Below are 22,708 nucleotides of genomic sequence, written 5' to 3' on the forward strand. Positions count from 1 at the left end.
CAATAACCAAACGTTAGATGAGGGATATAGATACTACGTTTTTCATTCACATATTACTTTACTTTTTTGGTAACACTTGGCAGACACTCATTTTCTCTTCAATTAATAATGTTTTTGCTGCTTGTTGTAGGTCTTGAACAGTTAATCCTTCTAACACTGTAAGAGCATCAAATAAACTAGATTCATTAAACGCATATCGTGTAAACTGATTTGCAATATATTCAGGTGAATTCAACGATCGTAAAAATCCGCCAATTTTCTTTTTCTTCACCCGTTCCAGCGCAGTCTCATCTAACTGATCATAATTCGTTTGTAGTAAAATACCTTTTAATCGCTCTGCCAATTCATCAGGGTGCTTCGTATCTCCACCAACCATTGCAAAACCGAAGTTATTTTCTTCTGTATAGTCATACGAGAACGAATCATCAATAAGACCTTCATTATATAAAGATTCGTAATGAACTGACCCTTTTCCAAATAAATAATCTAAAAGTAATGTAAGCGCAATTTCTTGTTTTAAAAGGGCTTGCCCTTTTTCTTTTAAATTCGTTGCCTTAATACCAACTAAACATTTTGGAGTTTGGACAGGCATTGAAATAATCTTTTTCTTTTCATTTACTTCTTCTGGTTCCTCTTCAAAAGAACGAACGATTTCCGGTTGATTTTCGTAATCTTTTTTCGCTTGATTTTCACGAACTAAATCCATTGTTTTTTCAGAATCAATCGCTCCAACAACAAATAATAACATGTTGCTCGGATGGTAAAAAGTCTCATAACATTCATACAGTAGGTCTTTTGTAATTTTACTAATAGACTCAATCGTCCCTGCAATATCAATTTTAATTGGATGTTTCACAAACAAACTATCGATTAACCCAAAGTACAAACGCCAGTCTGGGTTATCTTGGTACATTTGAATTTCTTGACCGATAATACCTTTTTCTTTTTCAACCGTTTTTTCAGAGAAATACGGTTCTTGTACAAAGTCTAACAACGTATTTAAATTTCTCTCTACATTTGATGTACAGGAAAAGAGATAAGCGGTTCTTGTAAAAGATGTAAAAGCGTTCGCTGAAGCACCTTGTTTACTAAACAATTGAAACGCGTCATGGTCCTCTTTTTCAAACAATTTATGCTCAAGGAAATGAGCAATTCCATCTGGTACACGAGTCATGTCTTCTTTTCCAAGCGGAACAAATGTATTATCAACAGAGCCGTACTTCGTCGTAAATGTTGCAAATGTTTTGTTGAAGCCTTGTTTCGGTAAGATATATACGTCTAATCCATTCGGAAGTTTTTCATAATATAGCGTCTCTTTTAATTGCTCATACACAATTTTCTCCATTTATTCTCCCTCCGTTCCATGTAAAAAGTAAATTGTATCTAGTTCAATATTATTAGCAACTTTCACAATCTCTTCTTTCGTCACGCTTTCTATGCCCGTTAGCCATTCTTCAACTGGACGCGTACGCTCTGAGATTACCCCGTGATAAAGCATTTCAACAAAACCACGTGGTGTATCAATTGCCTCTAAGATTTGATTTTGAATTACACTTTTCGTTTGCTGAATCTCTTCCTCTGAAAAATCACCGCTTTGCATTGCTTTCATCTGTTCTTTAATAATTTCAACAGCTTTTTCAAAGTTCTTCGCTTCAATCCCAGACATAACGAAGAGCAAACCTTTATGACTTTCAAATCTCGATGCTGCATAGTACGCTAAACTATTTTTTTCACGGACATTTACGAATAACTTCGAATGAGAAAACCCTCCAAATAATCCGTTAAACAATTGTAATGCAAAATAATCTTCATCTTTATACGTAATGAATGTGCGATAGCCGATATTTAATTTACTTTGCTTTAGTTCTTGTTTTTCAACAATTTCTTTTTCTTCATTATTTCGTTTATGAAGAAGTACATTTCTTTCTTTCCTAGCGCGAGGTGAAATCGAAAAATACTTATTTACAAGCTCCACAGCATCTTCTGAAATGTCACCAATGATATATAAATCCATTTCATCTTCAGCTAACACTTTTTGATAATATTGATACAAACTTTCATTTGTAATAGAAGCAACACTCTCTTTTTTCCCATTTGCACTTAAGCGATATGGTTCTACTTTGCACATTTCTTCAATTAAACGCTCGTTTGCATAACGCATTTTATCATCATAAGTAGCTTCAATTCGTTGCAAGAGTGCTCGCTTCTCACTTTCTACAATAGAAGATAGAAAACCGTCCCCTTCTGTTGCTGGATGTAAAACAATATCAGATAACATAGAAAGCGCCTTTTCAAATAACGGTGGTGCATCGCGTAAATATGTTTCATTTGCAATGTCTACATAAATAGAGATGATATGGTCTTCCCCTTTTTTACTTACATCTACCGCTAAAGAAGATCCATATAATTCTTCTAAATATTGACGAAGACGAATTACAGAAGGCAGTTTTTCTGTCGCACTTTGCAATACGTACGGCAATAGAGCACGCTCTGTCACCGTCTCCTCATTTAAAGGTGCTTTAAAACGAAATACAAAGGTATTTGTTTTAAATTTATCAGTCGGAATAATATGTACTCGCAAGCCACCTAATTCATGCAGTTGCTGTTCCATTAGTTTCATTAATAGCCCTCCTTTACGTATGTAGGAATATTCCTCTTCAATATACAGTTTTTAGAAATAAAAAATCAACTTTTCTTCCTTATTATGCTTACATTTGATTCTTTCTAAAAACTTTAATATGTAAGGAACATAGTAAAATTCCGTATTAAATATATTCTATGTAAAAAAGCCCGCACTAATGTGCGAGCTTTTCTTATACTTTCTAAATACTCATCGTTTTCCTTTTTCATAAGGCGTTCCTAATGCTTTCGGAGCTTCAGATCGTCCTACAAAACCAACAAGTGCTAATATTGTAAATACATACGGTAATATCGTTAAGAATACACTTGGAATTTCTTTTAATACAGGAATGGTACCACCTGTTATCCCAAGTGATTGAGCAAATCCGAAGAACAGCGCCGCTCCAAGAGCACCAAGTGGATTCCATTTACCAAAGATCATAGCTGCTAGCGCCAAGAAACCTTGTCCAGTAATTGTAGCACCTGAGAAGTTACCAGAAATCGACATTGCGAAGACCGCACCACCCACTCCTGCAAACATTCCAGATATACAAACTGCAATATAACGCATTTTATATACATTAATCCCCATCGTATCTGCTGCCATTGGATGTTCACCAACAGCACGAAGACGAAGACCGAACGGCGTTTTATAAATAATGTACCAAACAACAAAAGCTAAAATAATAGCAATATACGATGTTAACGGTACATTTGAGAAAAAGATTTTCCCGATTACCGGAATATCCGAAAGTCCTGGAACATCGATTTTTTCAATTCGGTATTGAATAAAATCAGTCTGTCCTTTACCAAAGATTTTCTTAATCGCAAATACTGTTAAACCGAGGGCCAAAAAGTTAATCGCTACCCCGCTTACTACTTGATCCGCGCGGAATGTAATGGATGCTACTGCGTGAAGAAGTGCAAATAACCCACTACCAATAGCTGCAAATAATAGTGCAATCCAAGGAGTCATTGCTCCCCACGTATCACCCATTAATAACGTTGTAACGATACCAGTAAATGCACCAAATAACATTAAACCTTCTAATGCTATATTTACAACTCCAGAACGTTCACTGAACACTCCACCTAACGCCGTAAAAATAAGTGGCGCTGCCGTATATAACGTACCAGTCACAAGAATGGCTAAAACATCTAAAAAGCTCATTTATTTTCCCTCCTTGCTCATGCGTGTAAGTGCCCAGCGTAAAACATAACTGCAAGCAACAAAGAAAATAATACATGCGATAATAACATTAATTAACTCCGAAGGTACATCTGCTTCAAAATTCATTTGTGGGGCTGCACTTTTCAAACCACCGAACAGTAAAGCCGATAATAATATACCAAATGGATTATTCCCTCCAAGAAGAGCTACCGCAATCCCATCAAATCCAATACCTGTAAACGAAGACATCGCTGTCATGTTTTGGAATGTACCAAGCCCTTCCATAGCACCACCAATCCCTGCAAACGCACCCGCAATCGTCATAGATAGCACAACATTTCGAGAAACTTTCATCCCCGCATACTGAGAAGCATGTTGATTAAATCCAACAGATTTCAATTCGTATCCCAATGTCGTTCTATCCAATAAGAACCACATAATAATCGCAATTAAAATCGCTACGATAATTCCCCAGTGCAAACGAGAACCATCCGTTAAAGAAGATAACCATTCAGAAGATAATGAAGCACTAGATTTTATGTCATACGATTTCTCATTCGCCTCATGTAAAAAGCGCTTAATTAAATCATACGTCACATAAAGTGCAATATAATTCATCATGATTGTTACGATTACTTCATTTACTTTAAATTTCCCTTTCAAATATCCCGGGATAAATCCCCACAAACCACCAGCTATCGCCGCTACTAAAATTGACAACGGAATATGTAAAATTGCCGGTAATGATACTGCATATCCAAACCAAACAGCAGCAAGCCAACCAACTAATAATTGCCCCTCTACTCCGATGTTAAAAAGACCTGTACGGAATGCAAATGCCACAGAAAGTCCTGCTAACACAAGCGGAATCATCGTACGTAATGTCTCACCAATTGCTTGCGGATTTCCAACCATTCCTTCCCAAAGCGCTGCATACCCAACAATTGGATCATATCCACTAACTAACATTACAATGGCACCAACAAGTAAACCAAAAATAACGGATAATACAGGAACTAAAATGTTAATTGTTCGCTCCGTTAAAAATTTTTTAGCCATTTGTATTCACCTTCTCTTTCTCCGTTCCGCCAGCCATCAACAAACCAAGCTGTTGTTCATTTGTTTCTTTCGCATCGACAATTGCTACAATTTTCCCTTCATATATAACAGCAACTCGATCACTTACATTCAAAATTTCATCCAGTTCTAGCGATAGAAGTAATACTGCTTTCCCATTATCTCTCTGCTCGATTAATTTTTTATGAATAAATTCAATCGCACCTACATCTAAACCACGTGTTGGCTGTGCCGCAATTAATAAATCCGGATTACGATCCACTTCACGTGCGATAATTGCCTTTTGCTGGTTTCCACCAGATAGTGCGCGAGTTAAGGTTTGTTCACTAGGTGTACGTACATCAAACTGTTCAATAAGCTCTTTTGCTTTTTGTGTGATTTTACTAAAGTTTAAAATCCCTTTCTTTGAGAATGGGTTTTTATAGTACGTTTGCAAAACTATATTATCTCTAACAGAAAAATCAAGCACAAGCCCGTGTTTATGACGGTCTTCTGGAATATGACCAATTCCTTCCTCTGTAATTCTTCGAACAGGCCAATTCGTTATTTCTTTTCCTTTAATTGCAATAGAACCTGACTCAACTTTTCGTAAACCAGTAATTGCCTCTATTAATTCACTTTGTCCATTTCCATCAATCCCTGCAATACCAACGATTTCTCCTGCACGAACAGTTAAGTCAAGGCCTTTTACAGCAGGTAATTGGCGTGCATCATGAACGACAAGATTCGCAACAGACAGAACCTCCTCTTTCGGTTTGGCCCCTATTTTTTCTGTTTTAAAATTCACTTGACGTCCGACCATTAATTCTGCAAGTTTATGTTCATCCATTTTCGCAACGTCAACTGTACCAATTCCTTTACCTTTACGAATAATTGTGCAACGATCGCAAACTTCCATAATTTCTTTTAATTTATGTGTAATAAGAATGATAGATTTTCCTTCTTGCACAAGCTTTTTCATAATTTGAATCAACTCATGAATTTCTTGAGGAGTTAACACTGCAGTCGGTTCATCGAATATTAAAATCTCCGCACCACGATAAAGCGTCTTTAATATTTCAACCCTTTGCTGCATCCCAACCGAAATATCTTCAATCTTTGCATTTGGATCAACAGCTAAACCGTACTGTTCAGATAATTGTTTAATTTCTTTTGCAGCCTCTTCAACAGCTATTTTCCCTTTTCTCTTCGGCTCATTTCCAAGAATGATATTCTCTGTAACTGTAAAATTATGAACAAGCATAAAGTGCTGATGGACCATCCCAATTCCAAGGTCATTTGCTATATTCGGATTTGTAATTTTTACAGGGTTTCCTTTAATTTTAATTTCGCCCTGTTCCGGTTGATACAAACCGAACAGTACATTCATCAACGTTGATTTCCCTGCACCATTTTCTCCAAGTAAAGCGTGTATCTCTCCCTGTTTTACTTGCAGCGTAATATCATCATTCGCTACAATGCCTGGGAATACTTTTGTAATATTGTTCATCTCAATTACGTATTCCATTTTGTTCCTCCTTCTAGCAGGGAACACTCCCTAATTACACTCTATTAAAAGTATTTTTATATATACAAAGGTTAGTTCTAAGAACTAACCTTTGCTATTGCTCTATCATTATTTCTTTAGAGCAGCTTCGTATGCTTTATATTCATCATCAGTCGCAGGTACTTTAATTTCACCAGCAGTAATTTTCTTCTCAAACTCTTCTACTTTTGTTAAAATTTCTGGATTTACTTTTTTCACATTATCAGTTGATTTCGAGATACCAACACCATCATCTTTTAAACCAAACTCTTCTACTTTACCGCCTTTTAACTTACCATCTTTCGCTTCTTGTGCTACTTTTGCAACTGCAATATCAACACGTTTCACCATAGAAGTTAAAGTTACGTTTTCAGGCATACCTTCTTGATTTTGGTCACGGTCAACACCGATTACCCAAACATTTTCACCTTTTTTCTTACGGTTTTTCGCTTCTGTGAATACACCGTTACCAGTCGCACCTGAAGCATGATAAATTACGTCAACGCCTCCACCGTACATTGCTGAAGCTAATATAGATCCTTTTTCTGGCTTATCAAACGCATCAGCATATTGTGATACAATTTCGATATTTGGGTTTACTGCTTTTGCACCAGCTTTGAAACCTGATTCAAATTTTGTAATTAATGGACTCTTCACGCCACCAATAAAACCAACTTTATTTGATTTTGTTGTCATTGCTGCTACAGCACCAACTAGGAATGAACCTTCATGGTCTTTAAATGTAATACTTGTTACATTCGGTTCTTTCACAACAGTATCTACAATTGCAAATTGCTCTTTCGGATATTGTTTTGCAACCTTTTCAATCGAGTCTTGCATTAAAAATCCAATACCAAACGTTGTATTATAATGATCTTTCGCAAATTTCGTTAAATTCGGAATGTAATCAGCATCTTTACTTGATTGAAGGTAACGATATCCTTCATTTTTCTTTAAATCGTTGTCTTTACCAAATTTCGTTAAACCTTCCCAAGCTGATTGGTTGAATGATTTATCATCAACGCCCCCAACATCTGTAACCATACCAACCTTAAACTCTTTATCCCCTTTTTTGCCACTATCCGCTTTATCCGAGTTACCACATGCACCTAACACTGTACTTGCTGCTAACGTTAACGATAATAAAAGACCTGTTTTTTTCTTCATACTAGAAACCCCTCCTGAAATGTTTTGTCTAATGATTCATACGCTGCTGTCCCTTACTTCTTGCTGTCACCTCCCTAAAAAGGAACTTCCCTACATACGTTTTCTTAATACGTGGAAGCTAAACTTATCAGCTCTAAAGTAATTAATAGAATATAAGATTGGCTCATCATTTTGATCATAGTGCATTTGTTTTAAAACTAGCAGTGCCGTTTCAGGTTCACATTCTAAAATCGGTGAAATTTTCGGGTGATAACCAATCGGTTCAATGTGAGCAACTGCGTACGTGATACGCTTGTGCGTATTATTATGTATTACTGTAAGCAGCGATTCCTCATTGTATCCCGATAAATCTGGTAATATCTCTTTTGCCAGTTTATCAATGCAATATACAACTGGTTCCCCATCCGCTGTACGAACACGTTCAATCATTACTGCGCTAAAACCATCTTCACAATCAAATTTCTCTTTTTCTTCTTCTGTTAAAGTTGTTGTAGATGATGATAAAAAGATTGTTCCTGGTGTTTTCCCCACACTAGAAATCATATCTGTAATACTAGAAAGTTGCTCTATTCCAGAAGAAAATAACGGCTTCGCATTTACAAATGTCCCTACACCATGTCTACGAATAACAACATTTTCTTCTTCTAAAATACGTAGTGCTTCCCTTAAAGTTGCCCTACTTACACCAAGTTCTTTCGCTAGATCAAACTCTGAAGGTAACTTTTGTTTTTCTTTGTAAGCCCCATCTTTAATTTTTCCTTTGATGTGATCAATCACCCGCAAATATAGGTGACGACTATCGGATTTTACTGACATAAGACTCCCCCGCATTTCAATTATTCGACCTCTGATGTAAGACTTCTTTTCTCTTTTTTCAACTTACAACATAGTATAAATTACTAAATACTAAAAATAAGCGTAATTATCGAATAAATATTAATAATTTTTCAAGATGAAATTTTCACACTTTATTCCATAAAAAAAACTTTGCACCATAAACATTCCTCATATCGAGAAAAAGTTCGGCACAAAGATTCCTTACATCCTTTGTTACACACTTTTCCCCTCATAGTCTAGCAATTCATGGTTGCCAGGTAGAAACTTATGGACCTTATCTCCAAGATTATATGAGGTAGTGGTTCTTTTCGAAGTAATCTTACCACTTGCTCCCATATGTGTCAACAGAATTCAACATTTTTCTACATTAAATATCGAACGTTTAGAAAATCAAAACGATAAGCATTCGTATTCTAAAGAGCCCTCCGTTATGTAAGCACTTTCTTTTCTATTGACTATAGTATATAACAAAAACAGCATATAAAAAAGCCTAATTGTAAAAACAATTAGGCTTTTTTTAAGAACTTTTTTCTTGCACATCTTTAATGAGTACTCCCCTTGGTTTACTACCTTCATAAGGACCTACTACACCATTCATTTCCATGGCATCAATTAAACGAGCTGCTCGCGTATATCCTACCCTAAATCTACGTTGTAACATAGAAACAGATGCTGTTTGCATTTCTACTACAAGCTGAACCGCTTCATCGTATAATTCATCTTCTACTTCCTGCTTTGTTTCAGGAACATCTTGTGGAATCATATCCTCTTGATATTGCGCTTTTTGCTGCGCAATAACAGATTCTACGACTCTCTCAACTTCATCATCTGATAAAAACGCCCCCTGTACACGAACAGGTTTCGATGCACCAATTGGTATGAACAACATATCTCCACGACCTAGCAACTTCTCTGCACCACCACCGTCAAGAATCGTTCGAGAGTCTATTTGGGAAGATACAGCAAATGCAATACGCGATGGAATATTCGCTTTAATAACACCCGTAATAACATCAACTGACGGACGCTGAGTCGCAATAATTAAATGAATACCAGCAGCACGTGCCATTTGTGCTAAACGCATAATCGCATCTTCTACATCCGAAGAAGCAACCATCATTAAATCAGCTAACTCGTCCACAATTACCACAATATATGGTAATTCAGGTTGTTTCGCTTCCGATTGGCTATTATGTTCTTTAATATAATCGTTATACCCTTCAATGTTACGCGTACCGCTATGCGCAAATAATTCATAACGACGCTCCATTTCACTCACAACTTTCTTCAAAGCCTGTGACGCTTTTTTCGGATCAGTTACAACTGGTGTTAATAAGTGCGGAACACCGTTATATACATTTAACTCTACCATTTTCGGATCAATCATCATTAATTTTACTTCATGCGGTTTCGCACGCATTAAAATACTTACAATAATTCCATTAATACATACACTCTTTCCACTACCAGTCGCACCAGCTACTAATAAATGGGGCATTTTATTTAAACGTGCCAATACAGCCTCTCCTGTAACATCACGTCCAAGACCGATTAATAACTTCTCTTCTGGGTGGTTATTCGCCTTTGAATCAAGAACTTCTCTCAGCGTTACCATAGAAACTTCTGAATTCGGAACCTCAATCCCTACAGCTGATTTCCCGGGAATAGGTGCTTCAATACGAATGTCTTTCGCTGCTAAAGCAAGCGCCAAATCATCACTTAAACTAACAATTTTACTTACCTTTACTCCCATATCAGGATACACTTCATACTTCGTAACTGCAGGACCTCTATGTACTTTTGTTACTTTCGCTTTCACACCAAAACTTTGGAATGTACGTTCCAATTTACGAGCATTTTCATAAATTTCCGCATTTTCATTTGTAACTTGCTTATTTTGGGGAAACTTTAATATATCAAGCGAAGGAAGCTTATAATCTTTATTTTCCACATTAGAAAATTGCATAGGAGGTGCTTTCGTTTCACCTTCTAGCGATTCAACGATTTTTTCTCCTCGTTTCTTTTGAGATTGTTCTTCTGGCGTAGGTGGAACTGCCTCTTCAATAAACGGAGGAGTGATTAAATCATTTTCTTCTATCTGCTTTTCCGTCTCTTCACTTACTGGATAATTCTCAGTAAAATTTGAAATAATTGGTGGACCAATTTCTATTTCTTCTACTGGCTCAATAGCTTCTTCTTGTTCAGCAACACGTTCACGTCTCTTGCTTCTTGTTGTTTTTTTCTTTTCAGTTTGCTCGGCGACCCTTTGAGATTTCCAATCTTTATAATCCCCTTGCATTACTTGAAATTGACTTCTAAGAATTCTCCCTACCGGAGCAAGTACTTCTCCAATGTGCTTATTTGTTATACAAAGTATTCCAAGAATAACTAAAATAATTCCAATGATATATGCCCCTACTTCGTCAAATAAGAAGTAGCACGTTGCGAACATCAGTGCACCGAACATACCACCACCTAAATGAACACTATCCGGGCCCTTTTTCATTTCAAGGAAGAAGTAATCTTTTGTACTAACAATTACAGAAGTATTTTGCACAGCTCCATCTTTCGTAAGAAGGTTAAATAATGTAATATGACTAAACATTAATATTGCTAGTACAATTAAATAAACACCTATTAACCGTTTATTTAAAAGGTTTGGCCATCCACGCTTTATTACAAATGCAACAGATAAAGCTATTACACCTAACACACCAATTATGTACCACTCACCAAAGAAGAAGCGAAAAAATAACACAAACGATTTACCTACAACACCTAGCTGTAAAATCGTAATAATTGAAAGTGCAAAAAGAGTCAACCCGACGATTTCATAATACAAAGTTGGCTTTATCGTACGTCTTGCCTTTGCCTTCGTCCCTCTTTGCTTTTGTTTTGCCATTTCTTCACCTCGTGTTCTAAAAATTAAGTACAACTTCCTTATAAAAAAGTTCTACTTATATGTCTTTCTCTCTATTTTTCAGGTCTTTATATCTTCTATTTTTACACTTCTTGTAAAATGTTAAATAAACAGAAGAAAGCAGCCTACTCATGGCTGCTCAACCGTCTTGTTTTGTATATTATACCATAGCTCCTAAACAAAATCCTTCTTTTTGCTAAAAGGTAATTTTCTGTCCAGGCTCAAAATCTAGGTAGTGAGACGGATTCGTACTTAATACACGTACAATAGAGTAACATTGATTATCCTCCTCAGAAACCACTAATTCCACGCCATTTATATTCACAACTTTTTGGCTTTCGCATTGTGAATAATCGGCCGGATACACAAGTTGCTCCGGCATAATTGTATATAAAATCATTGTAGCATTGTCCCTTCTGCACTATTATCCATGCGTTCATCAATTAATTCGTTTAATTTTCGAAGTGCGCTACCAATACCACCGACACCATCTATAAGACCATACTTCACTGCATCTCCACCTATTACATTCGTCCCAATATCTCGCGTCAAATTCCCTTTTGCAAACATAAGCTCTTTAAAACGATCTTCCGTTACTTTCGAATGCTTTGTCACAAATCGAATGACTCTTTCTTGCATTTTATCCAAATACTCAAATGTTTGCGGCACACCTATAACAAGACCTGTTAAACGAATCGGATGAATTGTCATCGTCGCTGTTTCGGCAATAAATGAATAATTAGTCGAGACCGCAATCGGTACACCGATTGAATGCCCTCCTCCTAAAACAAGAGATACAGTTGGTTTTGAAAGCGAAGCCACCATTTCAGAAATCGCTAACCCAGCTTCAACGTCACCTCCAACTGTATTTAATATTAACAGTAAACCTTCAATTTTTGGATTTTGTTCAATCGCGACAATTTGCGGAATGATGTGTTCATATTTTGTTGTTTTATTTTGTGGCGGCAACTGAATATGACCTTCCACCTGCCCAACAATTGTTAAGCAATGAATACGCGATTCATTCATTTGTGGTACATTCGTCTGTCCAAGTTGCTGAATTTTCTCCACTATAGAAGCCTCTTTTGGAACTTCTTTCGGCTCAGCTTCTTTTTCTTCATTTGTATAACGATCACGTTCTGTCATATCGCATCCCCTTTCACTCGTATATAACTATTATTTCTTAAGTTATAAATTTCATTCGATAGGGTTAAAAAAGAAAAAGATCACCTGTAAAGGTGACCTTCTTTATACTTCCATAATAATCGGTAAAATCATTGGCTTTCTCTTCGTTTCTTCGTACAAGAACTGCCCTAATAATTCACGAATATTTTGTTTCAACATAGACCATTCAATTGTATACTCTTTAATTGATTGTTCAACAATCATACGTACAATATCTGTGGATCGTTCGATTAATGCTTCTGATTCACGAACATATACAAAGCCGCGTGAAATAATTTCTGGACCAGAGATTATTTTCTTTTCATCCTTACCTAGTGTTACAACAACAACTAAAATTCCATCTTGAGATAACATCTTTCTATCTCGAAGAACGATGTTACCGACGTCACCTACACCTAATCCATCAATTAAAACATTGCCAGCTTGCACTTTACCAACTAATTTTGCTTCATCGTCACCAAAAGCAATTACATCACCTTTTTCTACGATAAAGATATTCTCTCTCGTAATACCTACATCTTCCGCTAAATATGCATGTGCTTTTTGCATACGAAACTCACCATGTACGGGTACAAAATACTTCGGCTTCATTAAATTTATCATCAGCTTTAATTCTTCTTGGCTACCGTGACCTGAAACGTGAACTTTTCTTTCACCGTAATAAATAACCTCAGCACCAGCTCTAAATAACAAGTCAATAATTTTTGATACAGATATTTCATTTCCTGGAATTGGAGAAGCTGCAATAATAACAGTATCACCTTTACGAATTGAAATTTGTTTGTGAGCTTGCTTCGCCATTCTAGAAAGGGCTGCCATCGGTTCCCCTTGACTACCAGTCGTTAAAATAGCTACCTTTTTTTCCGGGAAATTGTCTATTTCTTGTAATGAAATAACCATACCTTCTGGAACATCTAAATAACCAAGACGTCTTGCAATATCTACCACTTTTACCATGCTACGTCCTACTACTGCTACCTTCCTTCCAGTTTCAGCAGCTGCATCAAACACTTGTTGAATACGATGTACATTGGAGGCAAATGAAGCAACAATAATACGTCCTTCTGAACTATAGAATACTTTAGAAATCTCTATACCAACTTCTTTTTCCGAACCTGTATAACCAGGACGTTCAGCGTTTGTACTATCAGATAACAAGCAAAGCACGCCTTCATTTCCAATTTGCGCCATTTTCCCAATATCTGCTCCACTATTTCCGATTGGAGTTTGATCAAATTTAAAGTCTCCTGTATATACTACAGCACCTTTTGATGTATGGAAACAAACACCCACAGAATCCGGAATACTATGTGTCGTTCCGAAGAATGACACAGTTGTTGAATTAAACTCTACTGTTGAATTCGAGTCAATTGTTTTTAAGTCTACACGGCCTAACATTCCTGCTTCGCCAAGCTTTTCTTGTATAAGTCCTACCGTTAATTTCGTCGCATATACTGGAATAGATAATTTACGAAGCACATAAACAATTCCACCAATATGATCTTCATGACCATGGGTAATAAATAGTCCTTTTACTCGCTCTTGATTTTCTACTAAATATGTAATGTCAGGAATAACAATATCAATCCCAAACATTTCATCTCCCGGGAACATCAATCCTGCATCTACAATAAAGATTTCAGAATCAATTTCAACACAGTACATGTTTTTTCCGATTTCACCTACTCCGCCAAGCGCAAATACTTTAACAGACTCATTCTCTTTTCTCTTCATGTTGTTGCCTGGTTTAAAAATCTTGCAAACACTGATTTCACTAAAATTGCAGAGACACCAGGGGAAACTCTACAACCACCATATATTCACCGTCCAAGACGAATGTCCTTACCGTTATGCGATATCATGTCCTTGTTAATTTTTTAAACCAGGTTTCACCTCTCTTTCATTATATAAATCAAATATCTTATTCGATATGATATGAAAATTTCATTGAATCGTAATTTTTACCAATTTTGCTAAGCATACCCGTACTAAGCTACTTAGCCATATTATACCTGATACAAGAAATAGAACACAAGTTAAATTATGCGAAAGACAAGAGAAGACGCTAAAGTGAGGCTGTAATTTTCGGGGGGGATTTTCATATCATACTCACTATTTTTCCTACGTAATAGGAGTTTAATGGAAAAATATTCATGTAAGTTCTTTACATAAACATGAAACGATATTCACTAAAAAAATCTTATCTCTGTAATCCGTTTCTAACTAATCCTACACTCTGCCATCGCCTTCTTATTACAGCCTATTAACTATAGCTAATTTTCACCACTTACATATAGTTAGTCAAAATAAAAATGACCTAGTTTCACACTAGGTCATTTTTATTAACGAGGAATAGATTGCATTACAGATTGTAACGTTACTCTTTCTTCTTCCGTTAATGGAAGAAGTGGTAAACGTACAGAACCTACATCTAATCCAACCATTTGTAATGCTGTTTTTACTGGTGTTGGGCTTGGCGCCATAAATAGTGCATCCGTTACTTTTACTAGTAATTGATGTAATTTCTGCGCTTTTTTGAACTCTCCAGCTTGGAATGCAGCAATCATTTCTTGCATTTCATTCCCGATAACATGAGATGCTACAGAAACAATACCTTTTGCTCCAATTGCCATAGCTGGTAATGTTAAACCATCATCACCGCTGTATACTGCAAAGTCGTCCGCTGTTTTTTCAATGATTTCTGTCATTGTTAACACATCGCCGCCTGCATCTTTAATCGCAACAATGTTTTCTATTTCTGATAAACGAACAACTGTATCAACGGAGATTTGTACAATAGATCGCCCTGGAACATTATATAGCATTACCGGAAGCGGAGTACTTTCAGCGATTGTTTTAAAGTGCTGGTACATCCCTTCTTGACTCGGTTTGTTATAATACGGTGCCACTAGCATAACTGCATCAACACCAACTTCAGTTGCCTTTTTTGTTAAATCAACAGAAGCATGCGTATTATTGCTACCTGTTCCAGCGATTACGGGCACCCTTTTATCGACAACAGATACGACATGGCGATATAACGCTACTTTTTCTTCTGATGTTAATGTAGGAGATTCTCCAGTCGTTCCTCCTACCACGATTGCTGTTGTACCGTTATCAATTAAATAATTTACCAATTTCGTTGTCTTTGCAAAATCGATATTATCGTTTTTATCAAACGGTGTTACCATCGCGGTTGCAATTGTCCCAAAATCTATCATGATCTCACTCCTTATTGTTCCAGTTGCTTTTCTTTTGAAAGCTCAAATGCACTATGTAATGCATTCACAGCCTCCACTAAATCGGCTTCTTTTACAAGAACCCAAATTGTCGTATGACTATCTGCTGATTGCAGAATTTGAATACCTTTTTCCGCTAAAGCTGTGACAATTTTCGCTGTAACCCCTGGAATACCTGCCATTCCAGCACCAACGATAGAAACCTTCGCACAATGCTCTGTCACAACTGGATCATATCCAAGTTGCTTTAAAACCTCAACTGCACGCGCTGATACACTATCCTTTACTGTGTAAGCTACACCGGTAGGAGAAATGTTAATTAAGTCCACACTAATCCCTTCATTAGCCATTTCTTTAAACACGTATTGTTGTAAATCATATGCAGTTTCTTTTGCAAGCACTTTAATTTGCGTTACATTTGACACATGGGCAATCCCTGTAACAGGACGCTCTTCTACATCCTGCCCTTTTGTAGCACCATCATATGCCGCAATAAGCGTACCTTCACTATCAGAATACGTAGAACGTACACGAAGTGGTACTTTTGCATGCATCGCAATTTCAACCGCACGCGGATGAACAACTTTCGCACCTTGATAAGCCATGTTACAAATCTCGTTATATGTTACAGTTTGAAGATGACGTGCATCTTTTACGATACGAGGATCCGCAGTCATAACACCTTCAACATCTGTGAATATATCGATATATTCAGCATGAAGCGCAACACCTAATGCTGAAGCTGAAGTATCACTACCTCCGCGGCCAAGTGTTGTCGTATCTCCATTTTTCGTTTGACCTTGGAATCCAGTAACGACGATAACATCTACATTTGCTAACTCTTCATGTATACGATCGCAATTCATTTCAATAATCTTAGCATTCGTAAAGTCATTATTCGTTACAAAACCAGCTTGTGCACCATTTAATGCTGCTGCTTTTATACCATTCTCATTCAACATGTTAGAGAAAACAATTGCTGAGATTAATTCTCCGCATGATAATAATAAATCTTGCTCACGTTTAGAAATATTAGATTCCTCTTGATTTACAAGACTTAATAACGTATCAGTTGCGTACGGTTCACCTTTACGGCCCATTGCTGATACGACAGTAACTACTTTATAACCAGCAGCTAACGATTTTTTTATATGGTGAAGCGCATGCTTACGCCCATTGTCATCACGTACTGATGTTCCACCAAATTTTTGAACAATAATTTTCATATTTTGCACCTTCTCTTAGCCGTTTACACTAATTGTAATTTTACTAAGCGCTCTGCAATTTGAACAGAATTCCATGCAGCGCCTTTTAATAAGTTATCAGATACGACCCAAAGATGGAATCCTTTATCATTATTTAAATCTTTACGGATTCTTCCAACGAATACTTCGTTTTTACCTACTGCAGTAGCTGGCATTGGATATAACTGCTCTGCTGGATTATCTTGCAGTACAATACCTTCTGCATTTGCAAGTAAGTTTTTCATTTCTTCTACTGTTACGCCTTCTTTATCTACTTCAATGTACACAGACTCGGAATGACCCGATACAACTGGTAAACGTACACATGTCGCAGCTACTTCTAATTCAGGCATATGCATAATTTTTTTCGTTTCATTAATCATTTTCATTTCTTCAAATGTAAATCCATTATCTTGGAATTTATCAATCTGTGGAATAGCATTAAAAGCGATTTGGAAATGCTTTTCGTCACCTGATACAGGTAAAACATTCGCCTTTACTTCTTCGCCATTTAAGATTGCTTGTGATTGTTCATGAAGTTCTTCAATAGCTGCCGCACCAGCACCTGATACAGCTTGATATGTGGAAACGATTACTCGTTTTAAACCATATTGCTGGCGAACTGGCTCAAGAGCTACTACCATTTGAATTGTAGAACAGTTTGGATTTGCAATAATACCATTATGTTCTTTTAAATCATTTTCATTTACTTCAGGTACAACAAGTGGCACGTTTTCTGTCATACGGAATGCACTTGTATTATCAACAACAATTGCACCGCGCTTTGCTGCTTCTGGCGCTAATTGTTTCGATACAGATCCACCTGCACTAAATAATGCAATATCTACTCCTTCAAAACTTTCAGGAGTTGCCTCTTGAACTGTAAATTCTTCGCCTTTAAATACAAGTTTCTTACCTGCAGATCGTTTAGATGAAAGTAACGTTAACTTCCCAATTGGAAATTCTCGTTTCTCTAAAGTATTTAACATTTGTTCACCAACTGCGCCGGTTGCTCCAACTACAGCGACATGAAAAGTTTTTTGCTTTTCCATCACTATGCCCCTTTCTAGATACCAATCCTTCTATAACTTAGAATTAGAAGGAGCTTACAATGCCCCCTCTAATCTTAATAACGTTAATTTTATCATATTCTACAGTAAGAATGATGGTTTCAACAAAAATTGTACGTTTTTTTTCGTTTTTTAATTCATATATCTGAATTTTTCTACAACAACAGGTTGTAATTGTTTTCCTTGTAACGCTTCTAATACTGTATCTTCAAGTAACTCCATACGAGCTACCATTGAGTTCGGTTTTTTCTCTGGTGCATCTTGGCCGAATGGTACGAAGTAAATGTCTTTTGTAGCCATTAGGCGCATTAGATTTACCCCATTTAACCCTAAAGCATCATTCGTCGAAACAGCTAACACAACAGGCTTTCCATTTCTAAGCGTCGCTTTTGCTGCCATTAATACTGGAGAATCTGTCATCGCATTCGCAAATTTACTCATCGAATTTCCAGTTAAAGGAGCAATCACCATACAATCTAGCGGGATTTTTGGTCCGAGTGGTTCTGCTCCGACAATTGAATTAATTGCTTTAAACCCTGTTATTTCTTCGATCTTTTTAATCCATTCTTCCCCTTCGCCAAATCTAGTATTTGTTGATTGGACAGTATAAGAAACAACGGGACGTACTTCTGCACCTTCTGCAATTAACTTCTCTAAATGCGGCATAACTTCTTCATACGTACAATGTGAGCCTGTAAATCCGAAACCAATTCGTTTCCCCTTCAAACTCATTTCTCATCCTCCTCCTTTGCGATTGCATCTGCTATTAATAACTGAGAAAGAACATTCGCTAATATTTGTCCTGCTGTTTTCGGTGCAACAATCCCAGGAAGACCAGGTGCTAATAGTGCCTTCACTCCACGCTTCTCCGCATAGCGAAAGTCCGTGCCACCTGGCTTAGAAGCTAAATCAATAACTAGCGTATGAGCTGGCATTTTTGAAATAACATTCGCTGTCACAACGAGATGCGGAATTGTGTTAATAACAATATCGATATTACCTACTTCTTTCTCTATGTCTTGCATATGAAAAGGAGAAAACATCATTTCTGTAATACGAGCAATATGTTCCGAACGTCTTGCTCCAACTTTGACATGTGCTCCTAATGATTGAAAGGCTCTTGCAACACTCATACCAGTTCTACCAAATCCTAAAACCATTACATTCGATCCATGAATTGTGTAATCAGTATGTTGAATAACCATCATTAGTGTACCTTCTACGGTCGGAATAGAGTTATAGATTGCAACATCATCACGATCAAATAATTTTACAAGTTTGCGATTTGTAGTAGATACGAGATTTTCCAAGTAAGGTGTACCAATACCTGAATATATAGTAAAGTTTTCTGGCGTCTTTTCAATTTGTTCTTTCGTTATGGAAACTTTTTCATTTGAAAAAATAGTATCTACTTCTCCTTTGGCATTCGTCCCTGCAACCGGCAAAATAATCGCATCTAAAGAAGTGAAATTTAAATCTTGTATACTTTCTTTTGCTGCCCCTGTGAAGCCATGGTCTAACTGTTCAAACCCTATTAATGAAAGTTTTGCGTCCAGTTCGACTAGCTTGCGAATTACTTCTAGCTGTCGTGCGTCTCCTCCTATGACAGCAATATGCATCTCAGTCAACATTCTCTAATTCACCTTCTTTTTCTTTCATTTATAAGAAAAATGCCTACTTTTTCTTTTTCCTCCACATCATATGTAATGTACGGGTTTGAGGTGATTGAAAAACAAAAAGCACACGTGATTTAACTTCTTTATCCCGCTATTTGCGAGGAGTAAGACTGCCTCCTCAAAATTCGGCTGAAACAAAGAAGTTAGGAGGCAGTCACAGGCTGCTCGTAAAAGCCTTCACTTTATATAAAAATAAAAAAAGACAACCAAAATGGTCATCTTTCACTCCGATCTTGAATGGTTCGTAAGATCACAAAGTATCATATCATTTCCCACCTTCTTAATTTTGCTCCACTCTACTCTCACTTCTTGCTGTTCTCTTTTAAAACCTCCCCATTTCCCAGTAGGTATAATAAGCGCTTGTATTTGTCCATCTCTCTCATCAATTTCTAAATCTGCATGACCTAAAACTCCCATTTTTTCTGCTCTTTCTAAATCCACAATCTCTTTGCCACTTAATTCACTTAAACGCATTAAATCTCCCCCTATCCTACTTTTCATGAAGGTTATCCTATAATAAGTACCTATTCTGCATATATAAAAAAAATAACCGTATCTCATATAAAAGAGATACGGTTATTTCCGAAAGCGAATGAATTACAAAATTGATTAAAGTTTCATTCCTTTTGGCAGTTTTCCATCTGGACTAATAAGTGCCGCAGAGAATTCATCGGTAAACATATTGCGAATTAACTCGTCTACATTTTGCTTTGTTACAGTGTTTACACTTTCAATAATCTCATCAAGAGAACGATGTTTACGAAGAAGCAATTCGTTTTTACCATTACGGCTCATACGACTATTCGTACTTTCTAAACTTAACATCAAGTTTCCTTTTAATTGTTCTTTACTGTTAACAAGCTCTTTTTCTGTAATACCTGTATTTTTCAACGTATTTAACGTTTCTTGCATTGTTTCATACAGTGTATCTAACTGTTTGCTACCTGTTCCACCGTAAAGTGTTAACATTCCTGTATCTTCATAAGAAGAGTGATAAGAGAATACTGAGTACGCCAATCCACGTTGCTCACGTACTTCTTGGAATAAACGGCTACTCATACTACCGCCTAAAACATTATTTAATACAATTAAGTTATAAATATCTTCGTGTCCCATTTGCAAGCCTTTATATCCTAAACATAAATGAGCTTGTTCTGTTTCTTTCTTACGTGCTACTTTATTGAAATGGAAGATTGGGCTATGTACTTGTTCACGATTTGTTGTTCCTTCGTAATTACCAAAATATTGCTCTACAGTTTGTAAAAATGCTTCATCAATATTTCCTGCAATTGATACAACAACATTTTCAGGTGTGTAATGATCTTTCATATATTGACGTAACGTATCACCTGTAAATGTTTCAAGCGTTTCTTCTGTTCCTAAAATAGGATATCCAAGCGGATGCGTTTCATATGTTGCTTTCGTTAACATATCATGCACAATATCATCTGGCGCATCTTCGTACATTTTTATTTCTTCACATACAACATTCTTCTCTTTTTTCAGTTCTTCCTCATCAAATGTTGAATTAAAGAACATATCTGCTAAAACATCTAACGCGTATTTAGCATGCTCATCTAGCACTTTCGCGTAGTAACATGTATATTCTTTTGAAGTAAAAGCATTTACTTGTCCACCAATGCTATCAAATGATTCTGCAATCTCTCTTGCACTTCGCGTTTCTGTCCCTTTAAAGAACATATGTTCCAAAAAGTGTGAAACCCCATTATTTTTTTCATTTTCATTTCTTGAACCTGCGTGGATCCATATACCAATCGCAACCGAGCGTACAGTTGGTATATTCTCCATAACAATTCTTACACCATTTTTACACGTATATTTTTTAATCAAAAACTTTCCTCCTAATGCCAGTTTCTCTAAATAATTGCTATTATTTAATGATAACAAGTTTAGAGATGAATGTCATGCAAATGTATTTAATCCACACGTTTTTCATCTAATAATTCTGTAATATTCCCCACTTTATATCCTTGTTCCTTTAAATTTTTAATCATAGTATCTAGCGCTTCTGTTGTAGATGAAGTAGGATGCATTAGCACAATAGCACCTGGATGTATTTTTCGCATTACTCTCTGCAATAACACACCCGGTTCTGGCCGCTTCCAATCAATTGTATCTACAGTCCACATAATCGTCCCCATTTGGAAATCATCCGCTATTTTTACTACCTCATCCCGAAAGCTTCCGCTTGGCGGAGCAAACCATCTCACTTTCTGATTTGTAGCTGCTTCTATCATTCGATTCGTTTTTTGTAATTGATCTCGTATTTCATCTGTAGACAGCGTTTTCATATCAGGGTGTGTGTAAGAATGATTTCCTACTTCTTGATTTGCATCGACAATCATTTTGGCAAATCGTAAGTTTTCTTTCACCCAGCGTCCTTCTAAAAAGAAAGTCGCCTTCACATCATGTTTTTTCAATACCTCTAATATACGTGGCAAATACTCATTACCCCAGGCCACATTAATTGTTAATCCCACCATTTTTTTATTTGGATGTCCTCGATAAATGGGAGCTGGTGGTAAATCTTCTAAGTGAACACTCGGTGATACTTCCTTAAATTCAAGTTGTTTTTGATCAAACTTCTTGATTTTCTTCATATTATTATAGGACGCTTCTATATCCACTTGTTTTCCATTATACCCAGGCGTCGCCTTCCAAATCTTATCAATCATCGCATTTTGCGGCATAATCTCGTACTGTTTTACATGCTTTTGAATTTCTTCATGCAAGTTATCCTGCGCAAAAACGGAATAAGAGCCAAAACCCACATATAAAGAAAATATAAATATGTACGCTAATATACGAGCTTTCATATAAACCCTCCCATTAACTATAAAAAAGAAACCATTTTCTTCTTATCTTTGTTAATTTGAGCGTTATGATGAAAACTATACCTATACTCACATAAAAATCTAAATGAATCACATTTTTTACATAACAAAAAAAGCCAGCTA

At 36.5% G+C, this 22,708-nt stretch carries 19 protein-coding genes and 1 riboswitch; all 19 genes read right to left on the reverse strand.

Features of this window, described 5'->3' with window-relative positions:
- Nucleotides 1-58: 58 nt before the first annotated feature.
- Nucleotides 59-1,345, reverse strand: a complete 1,287-nt coding sequence (gene yfmH, locus JTF23_RS04780; RefSeq protein ID WP_204208230.1) for an EF-P 5-aminopentanol modification-associated protein YfmH — start codon at nt 1,343-1,345, stop codon at nt 59-61.
- Nucleotides 1,346-2,620 (reverse strand): EF-P 5-aminopentanol modification-associated protein YfmF, encoded by a 1,275-nt coding sequence (gene yfmF, locus JTF23_RS04785; RefSeq protein ID WP_204208231.1) that lies wholly within the window; start codon nt 2,618-2,620, stop codon nt 1,346-1,348.
- Between the two features lie 210 nt (nt 2,621-2,830).
- Nucleotides 2,831-3,790, reverse strand: coding sequence for an ABC transporter permease (locus tag JTF23_RS04790; RefSeq protein WP_002111342.1), 960 nt, complete (start codon nt 3,788-3,790; stop codon nt 2,831-2,833).
- The gene (locus JTF23_RS04795; protein ID WP_002111343.1) at nt 3,791-4,849 is read right to left on the reverse strand and encodes an ABC transporter permease; all 1,059 of its coding nucleotides are present in this window, start codon (nt 4,847-4,849) and stop codon (nt 3,791-3,793) included.
- Complete coding sequence (locus tag JTF23_RS04800; RefSeq protein WP_002111344.1) at nt 4,842-6,374, reverse strand: ABC transporter ATP-binding protein; 1,533 nt, start codon at nt 6,372-6,374, stop codon at nt 4,842-4,844. Before JTF23_RS04800 ends, JTF23_RS04795 begins: the two co-directional genes overlap by 8 nt.
- 108 nt (nt 6,375-6,482) lie before the next feature.
- Nucleotides 6,483-7,559, reverse strand: coding sequence for a BMP family lipoprotein (locus tag JTF23_RS04805; protein ID WP_204208232.1), 1,077 nt, complete (start codon nt 7,557-7,559; stop codon nt 6,483-6,485).
- 90 nt (nt 7,560-7,649) lie between these two features.
- Entirely contained in the window at nt 7,650-8,375 is a 726-nt protein-coding gene (locus JTF23_RS04810; protein ID WP_002160754.1) for a GntR family transcriptional regulator, read from the reverse strand.
- A 233-nt stretch (nt 8,376-8,608) separates the two neighbouring features.
- A riboswitch (purine riboswitch) is annotated at nt 8,609-8,710 on the reverse strand.
- Nucleotides 8,711-8,913: 203 nt separating this feature from the next.
- A complete protein-coding gene (locus JTF23_RS04820) occupies nt 8,914-11,298 on the reverse strand; it encodes a DNA translocase FtsK (RefSeq protein ID WP_002160753.1) in 2,385 nt (794 codons plus the stop codon).
- 214 nt (nt 11,299-11,512) lie between these two features.
- Nucleotides 11,513-11,716 (reverse strand): YlzJ-like family protein, encoded by a 204-nt coding sequence (locus JTF23_RS04825; protein ID WP_002111349.1) that lies wholly within the window; start codon nt 11,714-11,716, stop codon nt 11,513-11,515.
- Nucleotides 11,713-12,462 carry a translocation-enhancing protein TepA gene (gene tepA, locus JTF23_RS04830; protein ID WP_002146116.1) on the reverse strand — a complete coding sequence of 250 codons (750 nt, stop codon included), beginning with the start codon at nt 12,460-12,462 and terminating at the stop codon, nt 11,713-11,715. Before tepA ends, JTF23_RS04825 begins: the two co-directional genes overlap by 4 nt.
- 102 nt (nt 12,463-12,564) lie before the next feature.
- Nucleotides 12,565-14,235, reverse strand: a complete 1,671-nt coding sequence (locus tag JTF23_RS04835; protein ID WP_002111351.1) for a ribonuclease J — start codon at nt 14,233-14,235, stop codon at nt 12,565-12,567.
- 608 nt (nt 14,236-14,843) lie between these two features.
- Nucleotides 14,844-15,722 (reverse strand): 4-hydroxy-tetrahydrodipicolinate synthase, encoded by an 879-nt coding sequence (gene dapA / locus JTF23_RS04840; RefSeq protein ID WP_002160752.1) that lies wholly within the window; start codon nt 15,720-15,722, stop codon nt 14,844-14,846.
- 11 nt (nt 15,723-15,733) lie between these two features.
- Nucleotides 15,734-16,966: an aspartate kinase gene (gene dapG / locus JTF23_RS04845; RefSeq protein WP_204208233.1), complete on the reverse strand. Its 1,233-nt coding sequence runs from the start codon at nt 16,964-16,966 to the stop codon at nt 15,734-15,736.
- Nucleotides 16,967-16,989: 23 nt separating this feature from the next.
- Nucleotides 16,990-18,036, reverse strand: coding sequence for an aspartate-semialdehyde dehydrogenase (gene asd / locus JTF23_RS04850; protein WP_002014577.1), 1,047 nt, complete (start codon nt 18,034-18,036; stop codon nt 16,990-16,992).
- A gap of 150 nt (nt 18,037-18,186) precedes the next feature.
- Entirely contained in the window at nt 18,187-18,786 is a 600-nt protein-coding gene (gene dpaB / locus JTF23_RS04855) for a dipicolinate synthase subunit B (protein ID WP_002111357.1), read from the reverse strand.
- On the reverse strand, nt 18,783-19,685 hold the full coding sequence (dpaA, locus tag JTF23_RS04860; protein ID WP_002160749.1) for a dipicolinic acid synthetase subunit A: 903 nt from the start codon (nt 19,683-19,685) through the stop codon (nt 18,783-18,785). The genes dpaB and dpaA overlap by 4 nt, the downstream gene beginning before the upstream one ends.
- Before the next feature lie 267 nt (nt 19,686-19,952).
- Entirely contained in the window at nt 19,953-20,204 is a 252-nt protein-coding gene (locus tag JTF23_RS04865) for a YlmC/YmxH family sporulation protein (protein ID WP_002160748.1), read from the reverse strand.
- A 135-nt stretch (nt 20,205-20,339) separates the two neighbouring features.
- A complete protein-coding gene (locus JTF23_RS04870) occupies nt 20,340-21,581 on the reverse strand; it encodes a M16 family metallopeptidase (protein WP_002111360.1) in 1,242 nt (413 codons plus the stop codon).
- Nucleotides 21,582-21,667: 86 nt separating this feature from the next.
- Complete coding sequence (locus JTF23_RS04875) at nt 21,668-22,567, reverse strand: polysaccharide deacetylase family protein (RefSeq protein ID WP_002111361.1); 900 nt, start codon at nt 22,565-22,567, stop codon at nt 21,668-21,670.
- Between the last annotated feature and the right edge of the window lie 141 nt (nt 22,568-22,708).

Origin of the sequence: Bacillus sp. RIT 809, from assembly GCF_016892495.1 — a bacterium.
GTDB lineage: Bacteria > Bacillota > Bacilli > Bacillales > Bacillaceae_G > Bacillus_A > Bacillus_A cereus_U.

Excerpts from the sequence above, each read along its gene's own strand:
- yfmH (WP_204208230.1), bottom strand. The coding sequence starts at position 1,345 with ATGGAGAAAATTGTGTATGAGCAATTAAAAGAGACGCTATATTATGAA.
- yfmF (WP_204208231.1), bottom strand. The coding sequence starts at position 2,620 with ATGAAACTAATGGAACAGCAACTGCATGAATTAGGTGGCTTGCGAGTA.
- JTF23_RS04790 (WP_002111342.1), bottom strand. The coding sequence starts at position 3,790 with ATGAGCTTTTTAGATGTTTTAGCCATTCTTGTGACTGGTACGTTATAT.
- JTF23_RS04795 (WP_002111343.1), bottom strand. The coding sequence starts at position 4,849 with ATGGCTAAAAAATTTTTAACGGAGCGAACAATTAACATTTTAGTTCCT.
- JTF23_RS04800 (WP_002111344.1), bottom strand. The coding sequence starts at position 6,374 with ATGGAATACGTAATTGAGATGAACAATATTACAAAAGTATTCCCAGGC.
- JTF23_RS04805 (WP_204208232.1), bottom strand. The coding sequence starts at position 7,559 with ATGAAGAAAAAAACAGGTCTTTTATTATCGTTAACGTTAGCAGCAAGT.
- JTF23_RS04810 (WP_002160754.1), bottom strand. The coding sequence starts at position 8,375 with ATGTCAGTAAAATCCGATAGTCGTCACCTATATTTGCGGGTGATTGAT.
- JTF23_RS04820 (WP_002160753.1), bottom strand. The coding sequence starts at position 11,298 with ATGGCAAAACAAAAGCAAAGAGGGACGAAGGCAAAGGCAAGACGTACG.
- JTF23_RS04825 (WP_002111349.1), bottom strand. The coding sequence starts at position 11,716 with ATGATTTTATATACAATTATGCCGGAGCAACTTGTGTATCCGGCCGAT.
- tepA (WP_002146116.1), bottom strand. The coding sequence starts at position 12,462 with ATGACAGAACGTGATCGTTATACAAATGAAGAAAAAGAAGCTGAGCCG.
- JTF23_RS04835 (WP_002111351.1), bottom strand. The coding sequence starts at position 14,235 with ATGAAGAGAAAAGAGAATGAGTCTGTTAAAGTATTTGCGCTTGGCGGA.
- dapA (WP_002160752.1), bottom strand. The coding sequence starts at position 15,722 with ATGATAGATTTTGGGACAATTGCAACCGCGATGGTAACACCGTTTGAT.
- dapG (WP_204208233.1), bottom strand. The coding sequence starts at position 16,966 with ATGAAAATTATTGTTCAAAAATTTGGTGGAACATCAGTACGTGATGAC.
- asd (WP_002014577.1), bottom strand. The coding sequence starts at position 18,036 with ATGGAAAAGCAAAAAACTTTTCATGTCGCTGTAGTTGGAGCAACCGGC.
- dpaB (WP_002111357.1), bottom strand. The coding sequence starts at position 18,786 with ATGAGTTTGAAGGGGAAACGAATTGGTTTCGGATTTACAGGCTCACAT.
- dpaA (WP_002160749.1), bottom strand. The coding sequence starts at position 19,685 with ATGTTGACTGAGATGCATATTGCTGTCATAGGAGGAGACGCACGACAG.
- JTF23_RS04865 (WP_002160748.1), bottom strand. The coding sequence starts at position 20,204 with ATGCGTTTAAGTGAATTAAGTGGCAAAGAGATTGTGGATTTAGAAAGA.
- JTF23_RS04875 (WP_002111361.1), bottom strand. The coding sequence starts at position 22,567 with ATGAAAGCTCGTATATTAGCGTACATATTTATATTTTCTTTATATGTG.